We start from the raw sequence: 17,560 nt of genomic DNA on the forward strand, positions 1-17,560 counted from the left end.
GAGTGCGGGGCTTTTTTACGTCTGAATTACGCTGTATTTAGCAAAATTGTTAATGATTTTCCCGCTTCCTGCAGCGCTATCACCGGCCGGCTTTCCCTCATAATTGCCAGCAACTCGCTGATTTTTCGATAATTAGCGACATGGCTCACAAATATAATCTCGGATTACCCCGCCTTTACCTTCGGTAGACTTAAATGCTTTACTCACTCCTTTAAACGCTGTTGATCAGCAAGGAACAGAGGTAAGGCATGACACCCACCAATAATAAAACTCAGCCGGATGATACAAAGAAGCGTATCTGGGCAATCGTCGGCGCGTCATCGGGCAACCTGGTTGAATGGTTCGACTTCTATGTCTATTCATTCTTCTCGCTCTACTTTGCGCACATCTTCTTCCCAAAGGGTGACACCACAACGCAGTTATTGCAGACAGCGGGCGTTTTTGCAGCAGGATTTTTAATGCGTCCGATTGGCGGCTGGTTATTTGGCTATATTGGCGACAAGCACGGCCGAAAAAATTCGATGCTGGTTTCGGTCTGCATGATGTGTTTTGGTTCGCTGGTGATCGCCTGCCTGCCCGGTTATGCAACGATTGGCGTAGCCGCTCCCGTCATTCTGCTGCTGGCGCGTATGTTTCAGGGATTATCGGTGGGTGGGGAGTATGGGACCAGCGCAACCTACATGAGTGAAGTCGCCCTGGAAGGACGCAAGGGATTCTATGCCTCTTTCCAGTACGTCACGCTGATTGGCGGTCAGTTAGCGGCGGTGCTGACCGTGGTGGTCCTGCAATTTGTGCTCACTGATGCAGAGCTGCGCAGCTGGGGCTGGCGCATTCCGTTCTTCCTCGGCGCACTGCTCGCCGTTGTCGCATTATGGCTACGACGCTCTCTGGAAGAAACGTCAGATAAAGCCAGCCGCGAACATCGTGATGCGGGTAGCGTCATCGGGTTACTGCGCAATCATACCCGTCCCTTCCTGATGGTGCTGGGTTTCACCGCCGGCGGCTCCCTGAGTTTTTACACCTTCACCACCTACATGCAAAAGTATCTGGTTAACACATCAGGCATGGATCCAAAAACGGCCAGCGGGCTGATGACCGGGGCACTGCTGGTCTTCATGCTGATTCAGCCAATAATCGGTGCGCTGTCAGATAAAATCGGTCGTCGCACTTCGATGATGATCTTTGGTGCGGGGGCGGCAATCTGTACAGTACCCATTCTGACCCTGCTGCAAAACGTGCAGAGCCCTGGCGTAGCTTTCCTGTTAATCATGCTGGCCTTGTTGATTACCAGCTTCTACACCGCCATCAGCGGCATTCTTAAAGCCGAAATGTTTCCGCCGCAGGTGCGTGCTCTGGGGGTCGGGCTATCATACGCAGTCGCGAATGCGCTGTTCGGTGGGTCGGCGGAGTATGTGGCGTTGCTGATGAAGCAGCAGGGGATTGAGACCACCTTCTTCTGGTATGTTTCAGCCATGGGTGCTGTAGCATTTCTGGTGTCGCTGTTGCTGCACAGACGCGGCAAAGGGATTATGCTTTAACAAGGCGACTGACTCAGATTTCACAGGGCAATGCCGCGGGTTGCATCCGCGGCATCCCACACGAACGCTTTCCAGCGCCAGCCGCTGCCATTCGGGCGGCTGTCATATCACTCTTTTCCCGCCCCAATACTTAATGAAAACAGGATGCCGATAGTCTGGTTTTGACGGCCAGAAAGAGGCTGGCACTGCCCATATTCATTGCCTGCAGCAGCCAGCGCGGCAGAAGCGAAAACATGTTCCGCTTTATCCCGTCATGCTCGCTGATCTTCCGCCATATCGACGCATCCACTGCACAACAGCACAGCAACAGGATACTTCGCGTAATGAATGCCTCTATGGCCGCAGCGATTAAAGAATACGGCTGATCAGGCGATCGATACGTATCCGGCGCAGACGGCGAATCAGTTTCCGCACTTTAGCCGGGTAATCGGCAATACTTTCAAGCTCACGGAAATGCGTCACTATCGTCGTGTTCTGACGGATTAACGTAAGCTCTTTCTCACGCTGAGCCGCTAACTCCTGATGAGGATCGTGAATCAGCACCGCATTTTCCAGATCAAGCCGCCATGCACGCGGGTTGAGGTTATTACCGGTAATCAGCTGCCATTCGTCATCAACCCACATCCCTTTAAGGTGATAACTGTTTTCACCATCCTTCCAGAGTCTCACGACCAGTTGATCGGTCGTAACATAGTAGTGCAGACGGCTCATGAAGCGACGCAGATTGATTTCATACAGGTAAGGCAGCGCGCCGATAATTTTGAATGGCTCATCAGGCGCAATGTAGAAATCATTGGCGGTTTTATCACCGACGATGATCTCGACTTTTTTCCCCTGGCGCAGCAGATGAATGATATTACGCACCAGCAGGGCGGGCATGTTGAAGTAAGGGGTACAGATGATCAGCTTCTGTTCCGCACAGGGCATCAGATGGAAAATGGTTTTATTGAGCAGGCTATGCTTGCCCAGACCGACCAGTGGCGTGACCGTCAGTTCATCATTGCCGGCATTGCCTTCAAACTGGTAATTGAAACCCCGGAGATCCTGACGGAACTGGCGTGTCTCATTTTTGATTTCAGGACTTGAGGGGCGTTCTGCAAAATCGAGCCGGTTGACGGCTTCTGCAGGTTTAAGATTCAGCGTGATCCACTCATACATGGTATCGGTCAGTTGGGGATTCCGGATAACCTGATAGCGATCATACCGATACTTATCATGCTGATGCAGGTAGACATCATTGATGCTGGCACCGCTATAGAGCAGCATATCATCAATAATGAAGCCTTTTAGATGAAGCACACCCAGCGCTTCACGCGTATTAACCGGAATGCCATAAACCGGGATGGCAATATCCGGATAGCGTGTGGCCATTTCGCAATACCAGTCAGCATTGGTTACGCCTCGTGCTGCGCCAATTCGGCCACGTTGCGCGCGGTGCCAGTCGACCAGAATGGAGATATCCAGCGTTGGCCGCGCCTGCTTCGCACTATAGAGCGCATCCATAACGGCACGTCCGGCGTCATCATTTTCCAGATAAAGCGCAACAATACAGATGCGTGTCTGTGCGGTCGCTATTTTCTCCAGCAACGTCTGGCGAAACTCAGCAGGCGAATAAAGTGTCGACACATCCGCAACGGATTGTGACAGTTTAGGCAGCTGTGCGAGGTGTTGTTGGTGTTTGTTACGTTTGAATTTAGACAACATCACAGTGCACTTCTTCTCTGTTCATTGCATGGCCTTTTGCCATCAAATCAGGGTTATAACCACAAATAATAACATCAACTCCGTCAATTCGAACGTTTTTTACCTTTCTCTACAAGGTGCGTTGATCTCATTCTGTAAGGACAATTTCAGGCTGACAATACCGTCATCCAGTTGAATATCAACATGAAAGTTAAGTTTACGGGCCAGCGTAATCATGCCGCGATTATGGGGCATGGTGATACCGTTCAATTGTTGCAAGCCGTGATGTCGGGTGTAGCGGATCATCTTTTCCAGCAGACGGCGGCCCATGCCTAACCCTTTCAGGTCAGAACGGACCAGCACCGAAAACTCCGCATCAATGTTATCCGCATCAGAAATAGCGCGGGTTACGCCGATGATCTCAGGTCGTCCCTGATGCTGACGCACCGCTACGATCGCCATCTCACGGTCATAATCGATCTGAGTCATATTGGCGAGGTCATCATGGGTGAATTCATTAATTTCACTGAAGTAGCGGTAGTAAAGGTCTTCTTTGGTCACCTGGCTGATGAAGTCGCGCAGCAAAGGTTCATCTTCTGGCAGGATCGGCCGGAACAGGCAGAATTGCCCATTCTTTAATTCCACCTGCTCCTCAAGATGCTGAGGATAAGGACGAATTGCCAGCCGCGCTTCGTTATCGCCATCGAACGGAGCCAGCGTCAGGGTGACATCCAGCAGGGTAAAATCATTACCCGCTGCCAGTAGCGGATGAATATCCAGTCGCTGGATCTCCGGGCAATCCACCACCAGGTTAGAGACCTGCACCAGCAACTGGCTCAAACCGGGGATATCCAGCGGATTCAGGGCGCTACGGCTGCGGATTTTTCCGCTCTTGATTGCCTGAATCACCAGATAGCGTGCCAGTGTCATATTCAGCGGAGGCAAGGCAACCGCAGCCTGTTTATCGGCCTGCCATTCAACGCCGCCTTCGCCCAGCATAATGATTGGGCCAAACAGGGCATCCTGTTCGACCACGACCCGCAATTCCTGCGCGCCCGCACGGCTGGCCATGCTCTGAACCAGCAGCCCTTCAATACGCGCCTGCGGCAGCGTCTGTCTGACCCGATCAAAAATGGCCTCAGCGGCATGCTCTACTTCGCTGGCATTGCGCAGATAGAGCATTACACCCTGAACCTCCGACTTATGGGCGATATCGGGTGAACGCAGTTTCAGCGCCACCGGATAGCCAATCTGATCGGCAATCGCCACAGCCGATGTGCTGTCGCTGGCGATCCAGGTCGGCAGTGTCGCCAGTCCGTATGCCTGCAATACTGGCTGCACTTCGTGCGTATCCAGCGCGGTAACGCCGCGCGACAGCGCCTGTGACAGCAACTGGTGAGCCTGAGCGCTATCCTGCTTCAGTGTTGTGGGCAGGGCAGGGGTTTCACGCAGCTGCTTCTGGTTACGGCGATACTCAACCTGATGCATAAAGGCGGTGACGGTGCCTTCCGGCGTGCGCCAGGTCGGGATGCCCGCCTGCGTGAAGGCACGACGTGCAGCCTGTGAAGAGAACTCGCCGCTCCAGTTGGTCAGCAGCGTCACCAGCTTACCGCGCGGGTGACGGGCAATGGTGTCGATCAGATGTGCGGCCGTTTCAGTTGCGGGCGCGACCGCGCTTGGCGCATGAATAATCATTAATGCATCAAGTTCATGACTGTTGAGCAGAATTTCCACACAGGCGGCATAACGTTCCGCTGTGGCGTCATCTTTTAAATCCAGCGGATTACCGCGACCTGCACCCGCGGGTAGCAGCGCCTCCAGTTGCTGACATGTCTCATCGCTGAGCTGCGCCAGTTTTCCGTTACGGGCATAGAGTTCATCCAGCGCCAGCGCGGCAGGTGCGGCTCCATTGCTGATGATCATCAGTCTGTCGCCTCGCAGCGGGCGCATATGGCTTAGCGACTCAACGGCGGAGAACAGCTCATGGGTATCCTGGACCCGCAGCAACCCGGCGCGCTGAATGGCCGCATCCCAGGCGGCGTCAAGGCCGCTGTGGGTGCCAAGCAGCGCCTGGGCTTCGCGGCTGCGACCACTCTTGATGATCAATATCGGTTTATTCCGCGAGGCACTGCGGGAAGCGGAAACAAAACGACGCGCATCGCTGAGGTGCTCAAGATAGAGCAGGATGGCGCTGGTCTTGCCGTCACGCGCCAGGAAGTCGAGCAGGTCATCGACATCGGTATCCAGACTGTCACCCAGCGCAATAAACCAGGAGAAACCGAGATTACGCTGCTGCGCCCAGTCGAGAATGGTATTAGAGACGGCGGCGGACTGAGAGATAAACGCGATGCGGCCTTTCTCAATTGGCACCGGCGAGAAGCTGGCATTCAATCCCTGCCAGGGCGCCAGCAGGCCCAGACTGTTCGGTCCCAGCAGACGTATCTGCCATTTACCTGCGCAGGCTTTGAGCTCGGCCGACTGGCTGGCGGGCGCGGAGAGGATAATGCAGGCCTTGCAGCCTTTTTCGCCGAGCTGTTGCAGCAACTCGAGGTTACGTTTGGAGTGGGTACAGATCACCGCCAGGTCGGGCGCGAAAGGTAAGCTGTCGATGGTGGGCCAGGCCAGCACGCCGCTCACTGCTTTATATTTTGGCGTCACCGGCAAAACCGGCCCGCTAAAACCGCCCGCCAGCAGGTTACGCATCATAAAGTATCCGGCACGCCCGGGCGTGACCGAGGCACCAATCACCGCAATTGATTTAGGTCGTAACAGCGCTTCCAGTCCGCGTTGGCTCATCTCGCCCTCCAGAGATCGGGATTTGCGTGATTGTAAACGCTTTTGGCTGGCAGTGCTTCCGGGCAGATCGCAGGCTGAAGATCCGGATCTTCGGATCGGTCAGCCCAGGCGCTCGCCTGCCGGAAGAAGAGGGATGCGGTTAAGCCTGTCCCGCGTGATGCGGTTTCCCTGCCAGGTAGGCCGCACGGAACTGATCAAAATGATGAGATAGTGCTTCTGCCGCCAGCCGATCGCCCGCCTGCGCCAGCAGCGCCGCGGCCACTTCAGCGGTACAGTGCTGACCTTCACCGTGTGCCTCCCGCAGTGTATAGCGCGAAGGGGTGCTCACATCCAGCGACATCACCGGCAGGGCGTCGAGCCAGGGGCTTTTGCGGAACATCTTGCGTGCTTCGGTCCAGGTGCCATCCAGCATAATAAACAGCGGCGGCTTGCCGCTGGTGGGTGGCGTTGTCAGCACCTCGCGACCAGGATCCGCATAGGCGGCCGGAAAGACGACAAGCGGCTGATAATCAGGATTGCGCACGGCCGCCAGCAGCAGCGGATCCGGCTCGGTGCGTGACCAGCCAAACGCCTGGGTATCCGGCAGAATATCGGCAATCAGACGCCCGGTATTGCTCGGTTTCATCGGCTCGGTATCAAACATCACCAGGCAGAAGCGGCTACGGGCAGACGCAGGAACGATCTGACTGCAAAGACAGTTGGCTTCTGGCAGCAGACAACCCTGGCAGCGAATGACACGATTTCCACGCGCAAGGAAAGGACGGGTGGCACGCGCCAGGCGTTGGGTGCGCAAGCGCAAAACAGCATTATCAGACATGAGGTTTCAGGGCAGGAAAAAACGTCAGTGTAATCGAAGCGCAGGTGAAAAGGAAAAGGCCAGACTGGCTGGCCTCTGAATATTACAGTGATTCATCCAGCCATTCGTTAAACGGTGCCTTGGGCATGGCACCATTCAGCATGTCCACCCGCTCGCCGTTCTTAAACAGCATGATGGTAGGAATACTGCGAATGTTGAAACGGACGCTCAGGGCCGGTTCCGCTTCGGTGTTTACTTTAATAAAGCGGACTTTCCCGCTGCGCTCGCTGGCGACATCTTTAAACACGGGCGCAAAATTGACGCAGGGACCGCACCAGGGCGCCCAGAAATCGATCACCACCGGCAGATCGTCCTGCAGATATTTGTCAAAGTTAGCGCTGGTGGCATTGACCACCTCGCCATCAAACAACGCATTTCCGCAGCGGCCGCATTTCGCCGCATCGGCAAGGCGTTCTTCAGGAACGCGATTGGTTGCCTGGCAGGAAGCGCATACCGTATTCATAGGAACCTCTGAGGTTTAAAAGTGTCAGTCTGGTAATTGTTGTCCATTATGAAAGAGGGCGGATTCCTGCTCAATCTGGATTGCTCTATAGGTTCAATAGTTGATAGCTAAGCGCCAGCACATCAGGTAATCTGCGCGCTCTCAATGCAGGAGGAAGATATGAACGACGAATTTAAAGGCAAGAGCGGCAAGGTTAAGGTGATGTACGTGCGTGGCGAGGACGATAAAAGTGCGCGTGCGCCGAATCCTCGTACAGGCAAAGGTGGTCACGCTGCTGCCCGCCAGGATGATAATCGTCGTTCATCTGGCCCCCGTACAGAACGCAGTCAGGAAGGTGGTCGCTCCGCGGGGCGTCGCAGCGACGATACCGGTCGCAGCAGTTCACCGCGCCGTGACGAAGGCGGACGTGGTGCGCCACGCCGTTCAGACGAGGGTGCAGGTCGCCGCAACGATCGTGGCGATGATAGCCGTGGCGCCTATGGCAGCAGCGACTCCCCATGGCGCACCGTATCACGCGCGCCATCAGCAGACCGTGCTGCATCGCCTGAGAGTGATAAGCCCGATCATGGCGGCATCAGCGGCAAGAGCTTTGTTGATCCTGAGCAGATCCGTCGTCAGCGTAACGAAGAAACCCGCGTTTATGGTGAGAACGCCTGTCAGGCACTGTTCCAGAGTCGTCCGGAAGCGATTGTTCGCGCCTGGTTCATTCAGGAAGTGACTCCGCGTTTCCGTGAATCGCTGCGCTGGCTGGCGGCGAACCGCAAAGCCTATCACGTGGTAGAAGATGCAGAGATCACCAAAGCATCAGGCACTGAGCATCACGGTGGCGTCTGTTTCCTGATTAAAAAGCGTATGGGTATGGCGGTTTCGGAATGGCTGAGCCAGGCAACAACCAAAGATTGCGTACTGGCACTGGAAGATGTCAGTAACCCGCATAACCTTGGCGCGATTATGCGCAGCTGCGCGCACTTTGGCGTAAAAGGTTTGCTGGTGAATGATGCTTCACTGCTGGAGTCGGGTGCAGCAGTGCGTACCGCAGAAGGCGGTGCCGAGCATGTTCAGGCCATCAGCGGCGCAACCTTCAGCGAAGGTCTGGAAGCGTTCCGTAAAGCGGGTTACACCATCGTGACCACCTCCAGCCATCAGGGCACGCCGCTGGCGCAGGCTAAGCTGCCGGAGAAAATGGTGCTGGTGTTAGGTCAGGAGCGTGAAGGTCTTTCTGACACCGCGTTCAAACAGGGTGACATGAGCCTGTCGATTGGCGGCACCGGCAACGTGGAAAGTCTCAACGTTTCGGTCGCAACCGGCGTACTGCTCGCCGAATGGTGGCGTCAGAACGCATAAAAAAACGGGCCGAAAGGCCCGTTTTGCTTTGTGACGTCAGTGTGCTCCACCGCCACCACCGCCTGCACCAAACGGCGGACGGGCAAACCAGATCAGCACCAGCAGGATCAGGAATACCCCCGCCGATGCCCAGAAAATTTCATTCGCTGAAATGATCAGTCCCTGATTGGTAATCTGCTGCGCGATATACGCAGACGCCTGCTGCTGCGTCATTCCCAGGCTCTCCAGCTGGCTATACATCTGCTGCGAATTAACGTTGTACGGGGTAATCGACTCGGTCATATAGCTATGATGCATCGACTCGCGATTCGTCCACATCGTGGTTGTAATCGACGTGCCTACCGAGCCAGCAAACGTACGCATAAAGTTCGACAGGCTGGATGCTGCGGCCATGCGCTCCGGCGGCAGTCCCGACAGCGTAATGGTCGTCAGTGGCATAAAGAAGCAGGCCACGGCAAAGCCCTGGATAAACTGCGGCCAGGCTGAGGCACCAAAGTCCATCCCCGGTTCAAATGTATACGCGCGCCAGTAGAAGCAGATGGCATACATAATGAAGCTGAATGTGACCAGCCGTCGCATATCGAGCTTATGCGCAAAGCGACCAATAATCGGCGACAGGATCACCGGTATGATGCCTACCGGTGCCGACGCCAGGCCTGCCCAGGTTGCGGTATAACCGTAAACCTCCTGCAGCAGCTGCGGTAACAGGACTATCGAGCCGAAGTAGAGCATGTACGCCAGACTGATCGACAGACAGCCAATGGTAAAATTGCGCGACTTAAACAGGGAGAGGTCGATGATCGGGTGATCGTCCGTCAGCTCCCAGACCAGCAGGACTGTGAGCGCAATCAATGCCACGACCCCTAACACGATAATCTCGACCGAGTTAAACCAGTCGAGCTCCTTTCCGCGATCCAGCATGACCTGTAAACAGCCGATCCCCACGACCAGCAGCACCAGCCCGACCATGTCGATCCGCCGGATTTCGGTTTTAGTTTCCCGGCCACGCAGCGTTTGCAGCGTCAGTATGACCACGGCCACACCAATCGGCACGTTGATAAAGAAGATCCAGCCCCAGTGATAGTTATCGCTGATCCAGCCGCCCAGTATCGGGCCACAGATCGGCGCGACGATCACCGTCATCGCCCACAGCGACAGTGCCAGACTGCGCTTAGCGGGCGGATAGTTGTTGAGCAGCAGACTTTGCGACAGCGGGATCAATGGACCTGCAACAATCCCCTGAATGACACGGAAAAAGATCAGCATCTCCAGGCTATCTGACATACCACACGCCCAGGAGGCGATGGCAAACAGAATGGTCGACCAGGTGAACAACTTCACTTCACCAATGCGCTTTGCCAGCCAGCCGGTCAGCGGGATCGAGATCGCATTCGCGACACCAAACGAGGTGATTACCCATGTACCCTGAGAGTTCGACGCGCCCAGGTTCCCGGCAATCGTAGGGATGGCCACGTTGGCGATGGTCGAGTCCAGCACCTGCATGAACGTCGCCAGCGACAGCGCAACGGTCATCAGGACCAGCGGCATCCCTTCAAGCGGTTTTTGTGCCATTACAGCCTCCGCGTCATCATCCGGCGTTGGCGCGGACAATATCGGTGATCAGCTGATTGACCGGCGCAAGGTCAATCGCCAGGGCATTGCTGCTGTAAGCGGCCTGCTGGCGGACGCTGGTAGCCAGCACACTGCCTTCGTTGCTGGTGGTATCGATTTTGACCAGCGTGGAGAGGCCGATGCGCAGTGGATGTCTGGCGATATCTTCCTGATTCAGTTCGATACGAACCGGCAGGCGCTGAACCACTTTGATCCAGTTACCGGTAGCATTCTGTGCAGGCAGCAGAGAGAAGGCGCTGCCGGTGCCCATATCCAGTCCTGCGACTTTGCCATGATAAACGACGTCGTCACCGTAAATGTCGGCAACCACGGTGGCAGGCTGACCAATGCGTACGCCAGCCAGCTGGGTCTCTTTGAAATTGGCATCGACCCACAGATTCGTTGCAGGCACGACAGCCAGCAGCGGGGTGCTGGTGGAGATTTGTGAACCGACCTGCACGCTGCGACGTGAAACAAAACCATCCATCGGGCTGCGGATCTCGGTGCGCTGCAGTGCCAGCCAGGCATCACGCAACTCAGCTGCGCTCTGTTGCACAGCTGGCTGATTCTCCAGCGAGGTATTAAGGATCATCGCCTGATTAGCATTATATTGCTGAATCGCGACATCCAGCTGCGCTTTAGCCGTCGCGACAGCGTCCCGGGCGTGCTGCAACTCTTCACGGCCAATCAGGTTAGCTGCACCCAATGGCTCACGACGTTTCAGGTCGGCCTGTGCCTGCGCCAGCGCAGTTTGCTGCAACGTAATGCTGGCCTGGTACTGTTTGCCATTGATCATCAGCTGATGCGTCTGACGCACGCTGGTGGCCAGTGCCGTCTGCGCTTTTTCAAACGCCTGTTCAGCATCCGTCTTATCGAGTGAAACCAGCACATCGCCCTTTTTCACGAAATCGGTATCTTCAAACCAGACTTTGTTCACGCTACCGGAAACCTGTGCCATCACCTGCACCTGATTACCTGCAACGTAGGCGTCATCGGTCTCCTGAAAATGGCGCAGGACCAGGAACCAGTAAACCCCCCAGGCAATACCAATCAGCACAAAGATCAGCGCCAGCACAATGAGCACACTTTTGCGCTTCTTCTTTTTACTGGCTGACGGTTGCGGACTTTGTGCTTCTGCCGTTGCACTCATGACTTTCTCCACGTTTTCCATTTAGACGGGCAGCAGAAATCCATTTCTGCCAGCGCCCGAGTCGAAAAAGCCAGCGACTAGGCGCTGGCCAGATAAAAAAGGAAGTTAAAATAACGATTTCGACGGGTGATTGTGTCGCACTTATTGCTATTAGCGGGACAGCGAGGCGATCAGCTGATCTTCATCCATTTTATCAAGACGATTAAGCAGCTTACGGGTAATACCTTCCAGCTGGGATTTCTCATCGACTGACAGCGACGACCAGAGATACTGCAGGCTCTGATGCTGAGGGGGCAGCAACTGACGCAGGAACTCCATGCCTTTATCGGTCAGATGCAGGTGCAGGCAGCGACGGTCGTGATCGCTTTCGCGACGCTCAATCCAGCCGCGCTTCTCCAGCTCATCGGCAATGCGCGTCGCATTGGTGCGCGAAGAGCCAAGGGCTGAACTGAGTTCAGAAGGCTGAATGCTGTGGTTTTCCTGCGCATCCAGCGTAATCAACGCCATGAACAGGGTTTCATTAATCCCCTGTGCTTTCAGCATCTTATTACGGTTGTCCAGCAGTTTACCCTGCATATGCATACAGAGACGCGTCAGAATAATTTCCTGTAACGGAAAATCCTTATGGCGATTGGCACGGATGTTTAGCATCTGCTCAATGGGAGTAAACGAACTTTCCATTAAAAAAAACCTCACTAATTGCAACTTGTATAATAACTATGGTGACAGGGTAAGCGTAGTCACTTTTTGGCAGGTGATCGCTCTCAGACCCGCACTCTGTACCATCAAAGGTATTCCAGGCCACTCCCTGGCCCTGGGTCAAAAACCCGTACACCCGGCGGCAGCGCTAAGCCGGGACGTTTTCAAAAGAGGGCAAATTTAATAATATCGCGAGGAAAAATAACCGAAGTGAATAGCTTTGTTACTAACCATAACAAACCTAACCATTTGTGACCAGACCCTTGCACTGTCGGGCCAGGATTCAGTTGATTATTTCCGGCTCAAAGCGCGATCCCTTTGCCCAGATCAGCAGATTAGTCAGCGTAAGCAGTGCGCCAGCGCCACAGACGCCATGCCAGCCCCACAGATGATAAGCGGTGGCGGAGAGCAGCGAACCCGCCGCACCACCTATAAAGTAGCTGGTCATGTAACCTGCATTCAGACGGTTACGCGCCTCCGGCATCTGCGCATAGATCACGCTTTGATTGGTGATATGGACAGCCTGCACCGCCAGATCCAGCAGCAGAATGCCAATAATAAGCGGCACCAGCTGCGCTGCGCCCCATGCAATAGCGGCCCAGGAGAGCAACATGAGCAGCAGGCCGAGTCGGGTCGTCAGCTTCGCTTTACCCCTGTCAGCCAGTGAGCCCGCCTGACGAGCGGCCAGCGCCCCTGCGGCACCGACCAGCCCCAGCAGGCCGATCTCACCTTCTGAGAAGTGATAAGGCGCGCCAGAAAGCAGAAACGCCATTGAGGTCCACAGCAGGCTGAAATTGGCAAACGCGAGGCAGCCGGTCCACGCGCGGGTGCGGATCACGCGATTACCTGCATACAGGCGAAAGATAGAGGCCAGCAGTTGTGGATAGCTCATTGGCACGGACTGCTTAACACGTGGCAGCGCTCGCCACAGCGCCAGCGCCATCACGACCATCAGCAAACTGGCTGTCCAGTAGACCGTACGCCAGCCGCCAAGCTGTGCGAGGCCGCCTGCCACGGTGCGCGCCAGCAGAATCCCCAGCAGCAAACCGCTCATGACGGTACCAACGATTTTGCCGCGCCGCTCCGGCTCGGCCAGTGTGGCAGCCAGCGGCACCAGGATTTGCGCAGCGACCGAAAACAGGCCAGTCATGACTGTGCCCAGCAGTAAAAACAGGAAGGAGTGTGAAAGGGCGATGATGACCATGCCCGCCGCAGCCAGCAGGATCATCGTCACAATCAGGCTGCGTCGTTCAAAGCGATCGCCTAACGGCACCAGCAACAGCAATCCGCAGGCATAGCCGAGTTGCGCCGTGGTGACAATAAACCCGGCGAGGCTCACAGAGAGATCAAACTGTTGGGCGATGGTATTAAGCAGTGGCTGAACGTAGTAGTTACTGGCTACGCAGAGGCCGGTTGCCACCGACATCAGAACCACTAAAGCAGGCGTCAGACCCTGGCGAGTCGCATTCATAAACAGCATCGGTCGCTAATAATCATTTGAGGTTAATAATAACTCAAAAAACTATTTCACACGCATGTTTATTAACAGGCCATACCAGTCGGGATAGCAGGCATAAAAAAAGGGCAGAAATGTTTCCGCCCTTAATCACTGTCCAACTTAAGGCGTATGCTCCCTGAGCCAGCACTTTTACCAACCACCCTGGGGTGGACATGTTTTCATGTTATTGCGCGGCGGCCTGAGCCTCGCTGATCCATTTATCGAACTCAGCCTGATGCGCTTTAATCCAGCCATCAACATGACGGTTAATCGCCTCTTCTGAGTTTTGTCCGGCATGCATCGCTGAGTTTTCAGCATTGATATCGGTAATAGGCAGCTTCATGACCGCAAACAGATGGGCCGCCGCCGGATTTTTCGCCGCCCAGGCTTTGTTGGCGACGATGTGCATGGTATTAACCGGGAAACCGTAGTTCGCGCCGTTTGGCAGTTTAGTATCCACATCCTTCTGTTCGCCAGGCAGCGACGAGAACGGCACCTGCAGCCAGACTACATCGCGGCCCGGCTTCAGCACATCGCTCAGCCAGTAGGGCGTCCAGGTATAATAAAGGATCGGCTTACCCTGTTTGTAGCGTGCCAGCGTATCCGCCACCATCGCCGAATAGTTACCCATATTAGCGGTCACGGTATCACTGAGACCAAAGGCGCTGTTCTGATGATTAATTACCGCTTCACAGCCCCAGCCTGGCGTACAGCCGGTCATATCCGCCTTGCCATCGCCGTTGGCGTCAAACAGTCTGGCGATCTTAGGATCTTTCAGCTGTTCGATATTGGTGATGTGATATTTCTCGGCGGTCTTCTTATCAATCAGATAACCCTGGGCGGCACCGGTAACGTAGGTTCCCTGTCGATACAGCTTCTGATCGCCACCGGCAGCTTTATACATGTCGTCATGCAGCGGCTGCCAGTTCACCGCGGTAAAGGTCGCGTCGCCAGCGGCGATAGAGGTGTAGCCAACGTTGTAATCCACTTCACTCGGCTTGCTGACCTGATAGCCGAGTTTTTCCAGCGCGCGGCTGACAATCAGGGTCTGAAAAGTCTCTTCAGCGATAGTACTCTGTATAGGTTGCACCGTAATACCTTTGCCCGGCAGATCGGCAGCGGAGACGTGTGAAACGGCCAGCGTGGTTACCACGGCGGCGAGCAGAGAGGCTCTGTTGCGCATAGTCATTCCTTATTTAAGATGTCGCGTCAGGATGGGCGGCGCGCAGGCACCGCCCGACAGATTATTTTTTACGCGAAGGAGAGAAGATCAGGCCCAGCGGGCCGGTGTGATACCAGTGACGATTACCGCGGCTGCGGCTATCGCGACCAAACGATTGGGTCAGGCGATCAAGGATAATGGCAAGAATCACAATTCCCACGCCACCCACCGTAGCCAGCCCCATATCAAGACGGCCAATACCGCGCAGGACCATCTGACCGAGTCCGCCGACGGCGATCATCGAGGCGATCACCACCATTGACAGCGCCAGCATCAGGGTCTGATTGACGCCCGCCATAATGGTGGGCATCGCCAGCGGCAACTGCACTTTGAATAGCAGCTGTCTCGGACTGGCACCAAAGGATTCGCTCGCTTCGATCAGATCGGCGGGTACCTGCTTAATGCCGAGAATAGTCAGACGCACAATCGGTGGCAGGGCGAAGATAATCGTTACCACCACGCCCGGCACGTTGCCGATACCAAACAGCATCACAATCGGCACCAGGTAGACAAAGGCGGGTGTGGTCTGCATTGCATCCAGCAGAGGTCGTACAATACGCGCTGCCCGTTCGCTACGGGCCAGCCAGATCCCCAGCGGCAGGCCGATGAGAATGCAGAACATCAGCGCGGTAAGCACCAGCGCCAGCGTCACCATCGCCTGCGACCAGGCGCCAATGGCACCTATGGCGATCAGCGATACCAGCGTGGCAATGCCCATGGCGGGGGTTGCGATCTGCCAGGCAATCAGCGCAAACACCAGAATTGCCACTGGTGCTGGCATTCCCAGCAACAGCTGCTGAAAGGCGCTTAGGATATAGTCAACCGGCACCCGGATACCCTGAAACAGCGGGCGGAAATGGTTGACCACCCAGTCGATACCGGTGGTCACCCAGTGATCAAGCGGGATCCAGGTTTTGTGGAACGGATCCATGATACTGAAATGTTCCGGTGCGGGTGCAGGGGCGCTGTTGAGCCAGTCACTGCTACTGGCTGCATGGGTTGTCGCGCTACCATCGGGCGTGCCCCAGGCATCGGCACCGCCGCTGCTGGTGGGCGCAGCCTGAGTGCTGGCAGCGGTGCCGCTATCCCACGGATTGGTGGTGTCCTGACTCATGGCTGGGCTCCTTCACGATCTAACGCGCGCAACAGCGTGCTTTTGGAAATGAGACCGACATAGTGATTTTCTTCGCCGACCACGGGCACCGCACAGGGTGCCTGCGCGACGTGAGAGAGCAAATCGCTCAATGAGGTATCGGCGGGAACCGCCGCCGGGGTGTCGAGCAGGGCGCTGTCGATACCTTCGCCTGCTGCCAGCGCCGCTTTCAGAGAATCGGTGGAAACCACGCCGATAAATTTCTGCTTTTCCAGCACGTAGCCGTAATCGCGGTCTTCATCCTGCAGCAGTTTCATGGCGGAGCGCGGACCGAAACCAGGCGCTTTGCGGATCAATGCTCCCGCGCTACGACGGGCTATATCTTTGGCGCTGAATACGTGACTGATATCGACGCCACGGAAAAAGGTGCGGACATAGTCGTTGGCTGGGTTATTCAGGATCTCATCCGGCGTACCAACCTGTATCACTTCGCCGCCCTGCATAATGGCAATGCGATCGCCAATACGCATCGCTTCATCCAGATCGTGGGAAATAAAGACGATGGTGCGCTGATGCCTGGCTTGTAAATTAACCAGCTCATCCTGCATCTCAGTACGAATCAACGGATCCAGTGCGGAGAAGGCCTCATCCATTAATAAGATGTCGGGATTGATTGCCAGCGCGCGGGCTAATCCGACGCGCTGTCGCATTCCCCCGGAAAGTTCATCCGGGTAAGCGTGCGCATAATTCTCCAGCCCGACCTGACGTAACGCTTCCAGGGCTTTTTCCTGGCGTTCAGCCAGTGCGACGCCCGCTAATTCCATGCCAAATGCCGTGTTATTTAATACATTCATGTGCGGCATCAAAGCAAATGACTGGAATACCATGCTGATTTTATTTCTGCGCACGTCACGCAGTTCGCTGGCCGATATTTTGGCAATATCGACACCATCAATAATCACCTGGCCGCGCGTCGGCTCTATCAGACGATTGAGAAGGCGAACCATGGTCGATTTTCCTGAACCAGATAACCCCATGATGACGAATATCTCGCCTTCTTCAATAGCCAGACTGGCGTTCTTTACGCCAAGAGAGAGACCGGTCTTCTCCAGAATGACATCTTTGGTCGCACCCTTTTCAATATATTTAAACGCGCGATCCGGATTGTCGCCAAATATTTTATAGAGATTTTTTACTTCGAGCTTAATAGCCATGCAGTCATTAAATCCTGGTTGAAATATCTGATATTAACCTGTCGTTCCCGCTGAAATTTAAGCAGGCCATACCGTAGCACACTGACGTTATCTGACAACCCTGAGTTGGGATGTTTGCCGGGCACGGGGCATTCAGATGTAGATTATCTTCAGTGCTCACAAGGGATAAGCGCGGATTAATTTTTTGTGAAATAATCAGGGATTTATTGGCATTTAGGTCGATTTGCTGCGTGAAAGGGAGAAAAACAGACGTCACCAACGTGAAATATTACGGAAATAATGGGGGCCGATGCAGGAAAATAATCACGCCTGAAACGACCATGTTCAGTGAAATAATTGGCCGAAAAAAAGAAAATACGGGGCGGATGAACATCAATAAACAATGAAATAGTC

Annotated in this window: 13 protein-coding genes; 2 read left to right on the forward strand and 11 right to left on the reverse strand. The window is 55.0% G+C overall.

What is annotated here, in order from left to right:
* Positions 1-248 precede the first annotated feature (248 nt).
* On the forward strand, positions 249-1,538 hold the full coding sequence (locus tag LQK91_RS00005) for an MFS family transporter (RefSeq protein WP_105098868.1): 1,290 nt from the start codon (positions 249-251) through the stop codon (positions 1,536-1,538).
* A 348-nt stretch (positions 1,539-1,886) separates the two neighbouring features.
* Here LQK91_RS00005 and pssA read toward each other — a convergent pair whose 3' ends face one another.
* From pssA to trxC, 4 genes are all read right to left on the reverse strand, one after another.
* Positions 1,887-3,242, reverse strand: coding sequence for a CDP-diacylglycerol--serine O-phosphatidyltransferase (gene pssA / locus LQK91_RS00015; protein ID WP_003850394.1), 1,356 nt, complete (start codon positions 3,240-3,242; stop codon positions 1,887-1,889).
* 99 nt (positions 3,243-3,341) lie between these two features.
* Positions 3,342-6,017: a bifunctional acetate--CoA ligase family protein/GNAT family N-acetyltransferase gene (locus LQK91_RS00025; RefSeq protein ID WP_105098869.1), complete on the reverse strand. Its 2,676-nt coding sequence runs from the start codon at positions 6,015-6,017 to the stop codon at positions 3,342-3,344.
* 139 nt (positions 6,018-6,156) lie between these two features.
* A complete protein-coding gene (locus tag LQK91_RS00030; RefSeq protein WP_003850389.1) occupies positions 6,157-6,834 on the reverse strand; it encodes a tRNA-uridine aminocarboxypropyltransferase in 678 nt (225 codons plus the stop codon).
* An 82-nt stretch (positions 6,835-6,916) separates the two neighbouring features.
* Positions 6,917-7,336: a thioredoxin TrxC gene (gene trxC, locus LQK91_RS00035; RefSeq protein ID WP_105098870.1), complete on the reverse strand. Its 420-nt coding sequence runs from the start codon at positions 7,334-7,336 to the stop codon at positions 6,917-6,919.
* Between the two features lie 159 nt (positions 7,337-7,495).
* On the opposite strand from trxC, the gene LQK91_RS00040 reads away from it, so the two are divergent.
* On the forward strand, positions 7,496-8,680 hold the full coding sequence (locus tag LQK91_RS00040) for a tRNA/rRNA methyltransferase (protein ID WP_003850386.1): 1,185 nt from the start codon (positions 7,496-7,498) through the stop codon (positions 8,678-8,680).
* 36 nt (positions 8,681-8,716) lie between these two features.
* On the opposite strand, the gene emrB is transcribed toward LQK91_RS00040, so the two are convergent.
* The 7 genes from emrB to proV form a co-directional block, all read right to left on the reverse strand.
* Positions 8,717-10,252 (reverse strand): multidrug efflux MFS transporter permease subunit EmrB, encoded by a 1,536-nt coding sequence (emrB, locus tag LQK91_RS00045; protein WP_003850384.1) that lies wholly within the window; start codon positions 10,250-10,252, stop codon positions 8,717-8,719.
* Between the two features lie 16 nt (positions 10,253-10,268).
* Positions 10,269-11,441: a multidrug efflux MFS transporter periplasmic adaptor subunit EmrA gene (gene emrA, locus LQK91_RS00050; RefSeq protein WP_003850382.1), complete on the reverse strand. Its 1,173-nt coding sequence runs from the start codon at positions 11,439-11,441 to the stop codon at positions 10,269-10,271.
* Between the two features lie 150 nt (positions 11,442-11,591).
* A complete protein-coding gene (gene mprA, locus LQK91_RS00055; protein WP_003850381.1) occupies positions 11,592-12,122 on the reverse strand; it encodes a transcriptional repressor MprA in 531 nt (176 codons plus the stop codon).
* Positions 12,123-12,423: 301 nt separating this feature from the next.
* Complete coding sequence (locus LQK91_RS00060; protein WP_039660448.1) at positions 12,424-13,611, reverse strand: MFS transporter; 1,188 nt, start codon at positions 13,609-13,611, stop codon at positions 12,424-12,426.
* A gap of 211 nt (positions 13,612-13,822) precedes the next feature.
* On the reverse strand, positions 13,823-14,821 hold the full coding sequence (gene proX, locus LQK91_RS00065) for a glycine betaine/L-proline ABC transporter substrate-binding protein ProX (protein WP_105098871.1): 999 nt from the start codon (positions 14,819-14,821) through the stop codon (positions 13,823-13,825).
* A gap of 61 nt (positions 14,822-14,882) precedes the next feature.
* Positions 14,883-15,974 carry a glycine betaine/L-proline ABC transporter permease ProW gene (gene proW, locus LQK91_RS00070; RefSeq protein ID WP_003850374.1) on the reverse strand — a complete coding sequence of 364 codons (1,092 nt, stop codon included), beginning with the start codon at positions 15,972-15,974 and terminating at the stop codon, positions 14,883-14,885.
* Complete coding sequence (gene proV / locus LQK91_RS00075) at positions 15,971-17,167, reverse strand: glycine betaine/L-proline ABC transporter ATP-binding protein ProV (protein ID WP_003850372.1); 1,197 nt, start codon at positions 17,165-17,167, stop codon at positions 15,971-15,973. The genes proW and proV overlap by 4 nt, the downstream gene beginning before the upstream one ends.
* Positions 17,168-17,560: the final 393 nt, after the last annotated feature.

It is taken from the genome of Pantoea sp. MHSD4 (assembly GCF_021043305.1).
In the GTDB taxonomy this organism is placed as follows: Bacteria; Pseudomonadota; Gammaproteobacteria; order Enterobacterales; family Enterobacteriaceae; genus Pantoea; species Pantoea eucalypti.

Excerpts from the sequence above, each read along its gene's own strand:
- LQK91_RS00005 (WP_105098868.1), top strand. The coding sequence starts at position 249 with ATGACACCCACCAATAATAAAACTCAGCCGGATGATACAAAGAAGCGT.
- pssA (WP_003850394.1), bottom strand. The coding sequence starts at position 3,242 with ATGTTGTCTAAATTCAAACGTAACAAACACCAACAACACCTCGCACAG.
- LQK91_RS00025 (WP_105098869.1), bottom strand. The coding sequence starts at position 6,017 with ATGAGCCAACGCGGACTGGAAGCGCTGTTACGACCTAAATCAATTGCG.
- LQK91_RS00030 (WP_003850389.1), bottom strand. The coding sequence starts at position 6,834 with ATGTCTGATAATGCTGTTTTGCGCTTGCGCACCCAACGCCTGGCGCGT.
- trxC (WP_105098870.1), bottom strand. The coding sequence starts at position 7,336 with ATGAATACGGTATGCGCTTCCTGCCAGGCAACCAATCGCGTTCCTGAA.
- LQK91_RS00040 (WP_003850386.1), top strand. The coding sequence starts at position 7,496 with ATGAACGACGAATTTAAAGGCAAGAGCGGCAAGGTTAAGGTGATGTAC.
- emrB (WP_003850384.1), bottom strand. The coding sequence starts at position 10,252 with ATGGCACAAAAACCGCTTGAAGGGATGCCGCTGGTCCTGATGACCGTT.
- emrA (WP_003850382.1), bottom strand. The coding sequence starts at position 11,441 with ATGAGTGCAACGGCAGAAGCACAAAGTCCGCAACCGTCAGCCAGTAAA.
- mprA (WP_003850381.1), bottom strand. The coding sequence starts at position 12,122 with ATGGAAAGTTCGTTTACTCCCATTGAGCAGATGCTAAACATCCGTGCC.
- LQK91_RS00060 (WP_039660448.1), bottom strand. The coding sequence starts at position 13,611 with ATGAATGCGACTCGCCAGGGTCTGACGCCTGCTTTAGTGGTTCTGATG.
- proX (WP_105098871.1), bottom strand. The coding sequence starts at position 14,821 with ATGCGCAACAGAGCCTCTCTGCTCGCCGCCGTGGTAACCACGCTGGCC.
- proW (WP_003850374.1), bottom strand. The coding sequence starts at position 15,974 with ATGAGTCAGGACACCACCAATCCGTGGGATAGCGGCACCGCTGCCAGC.
- proV (WP_003850372.1), bottom strand. The coding sequence starts at position 17,167 with ATGGCTATTAAGCTCGAAGTAAAAAATCTCTATAAAATATTTGGCGAC.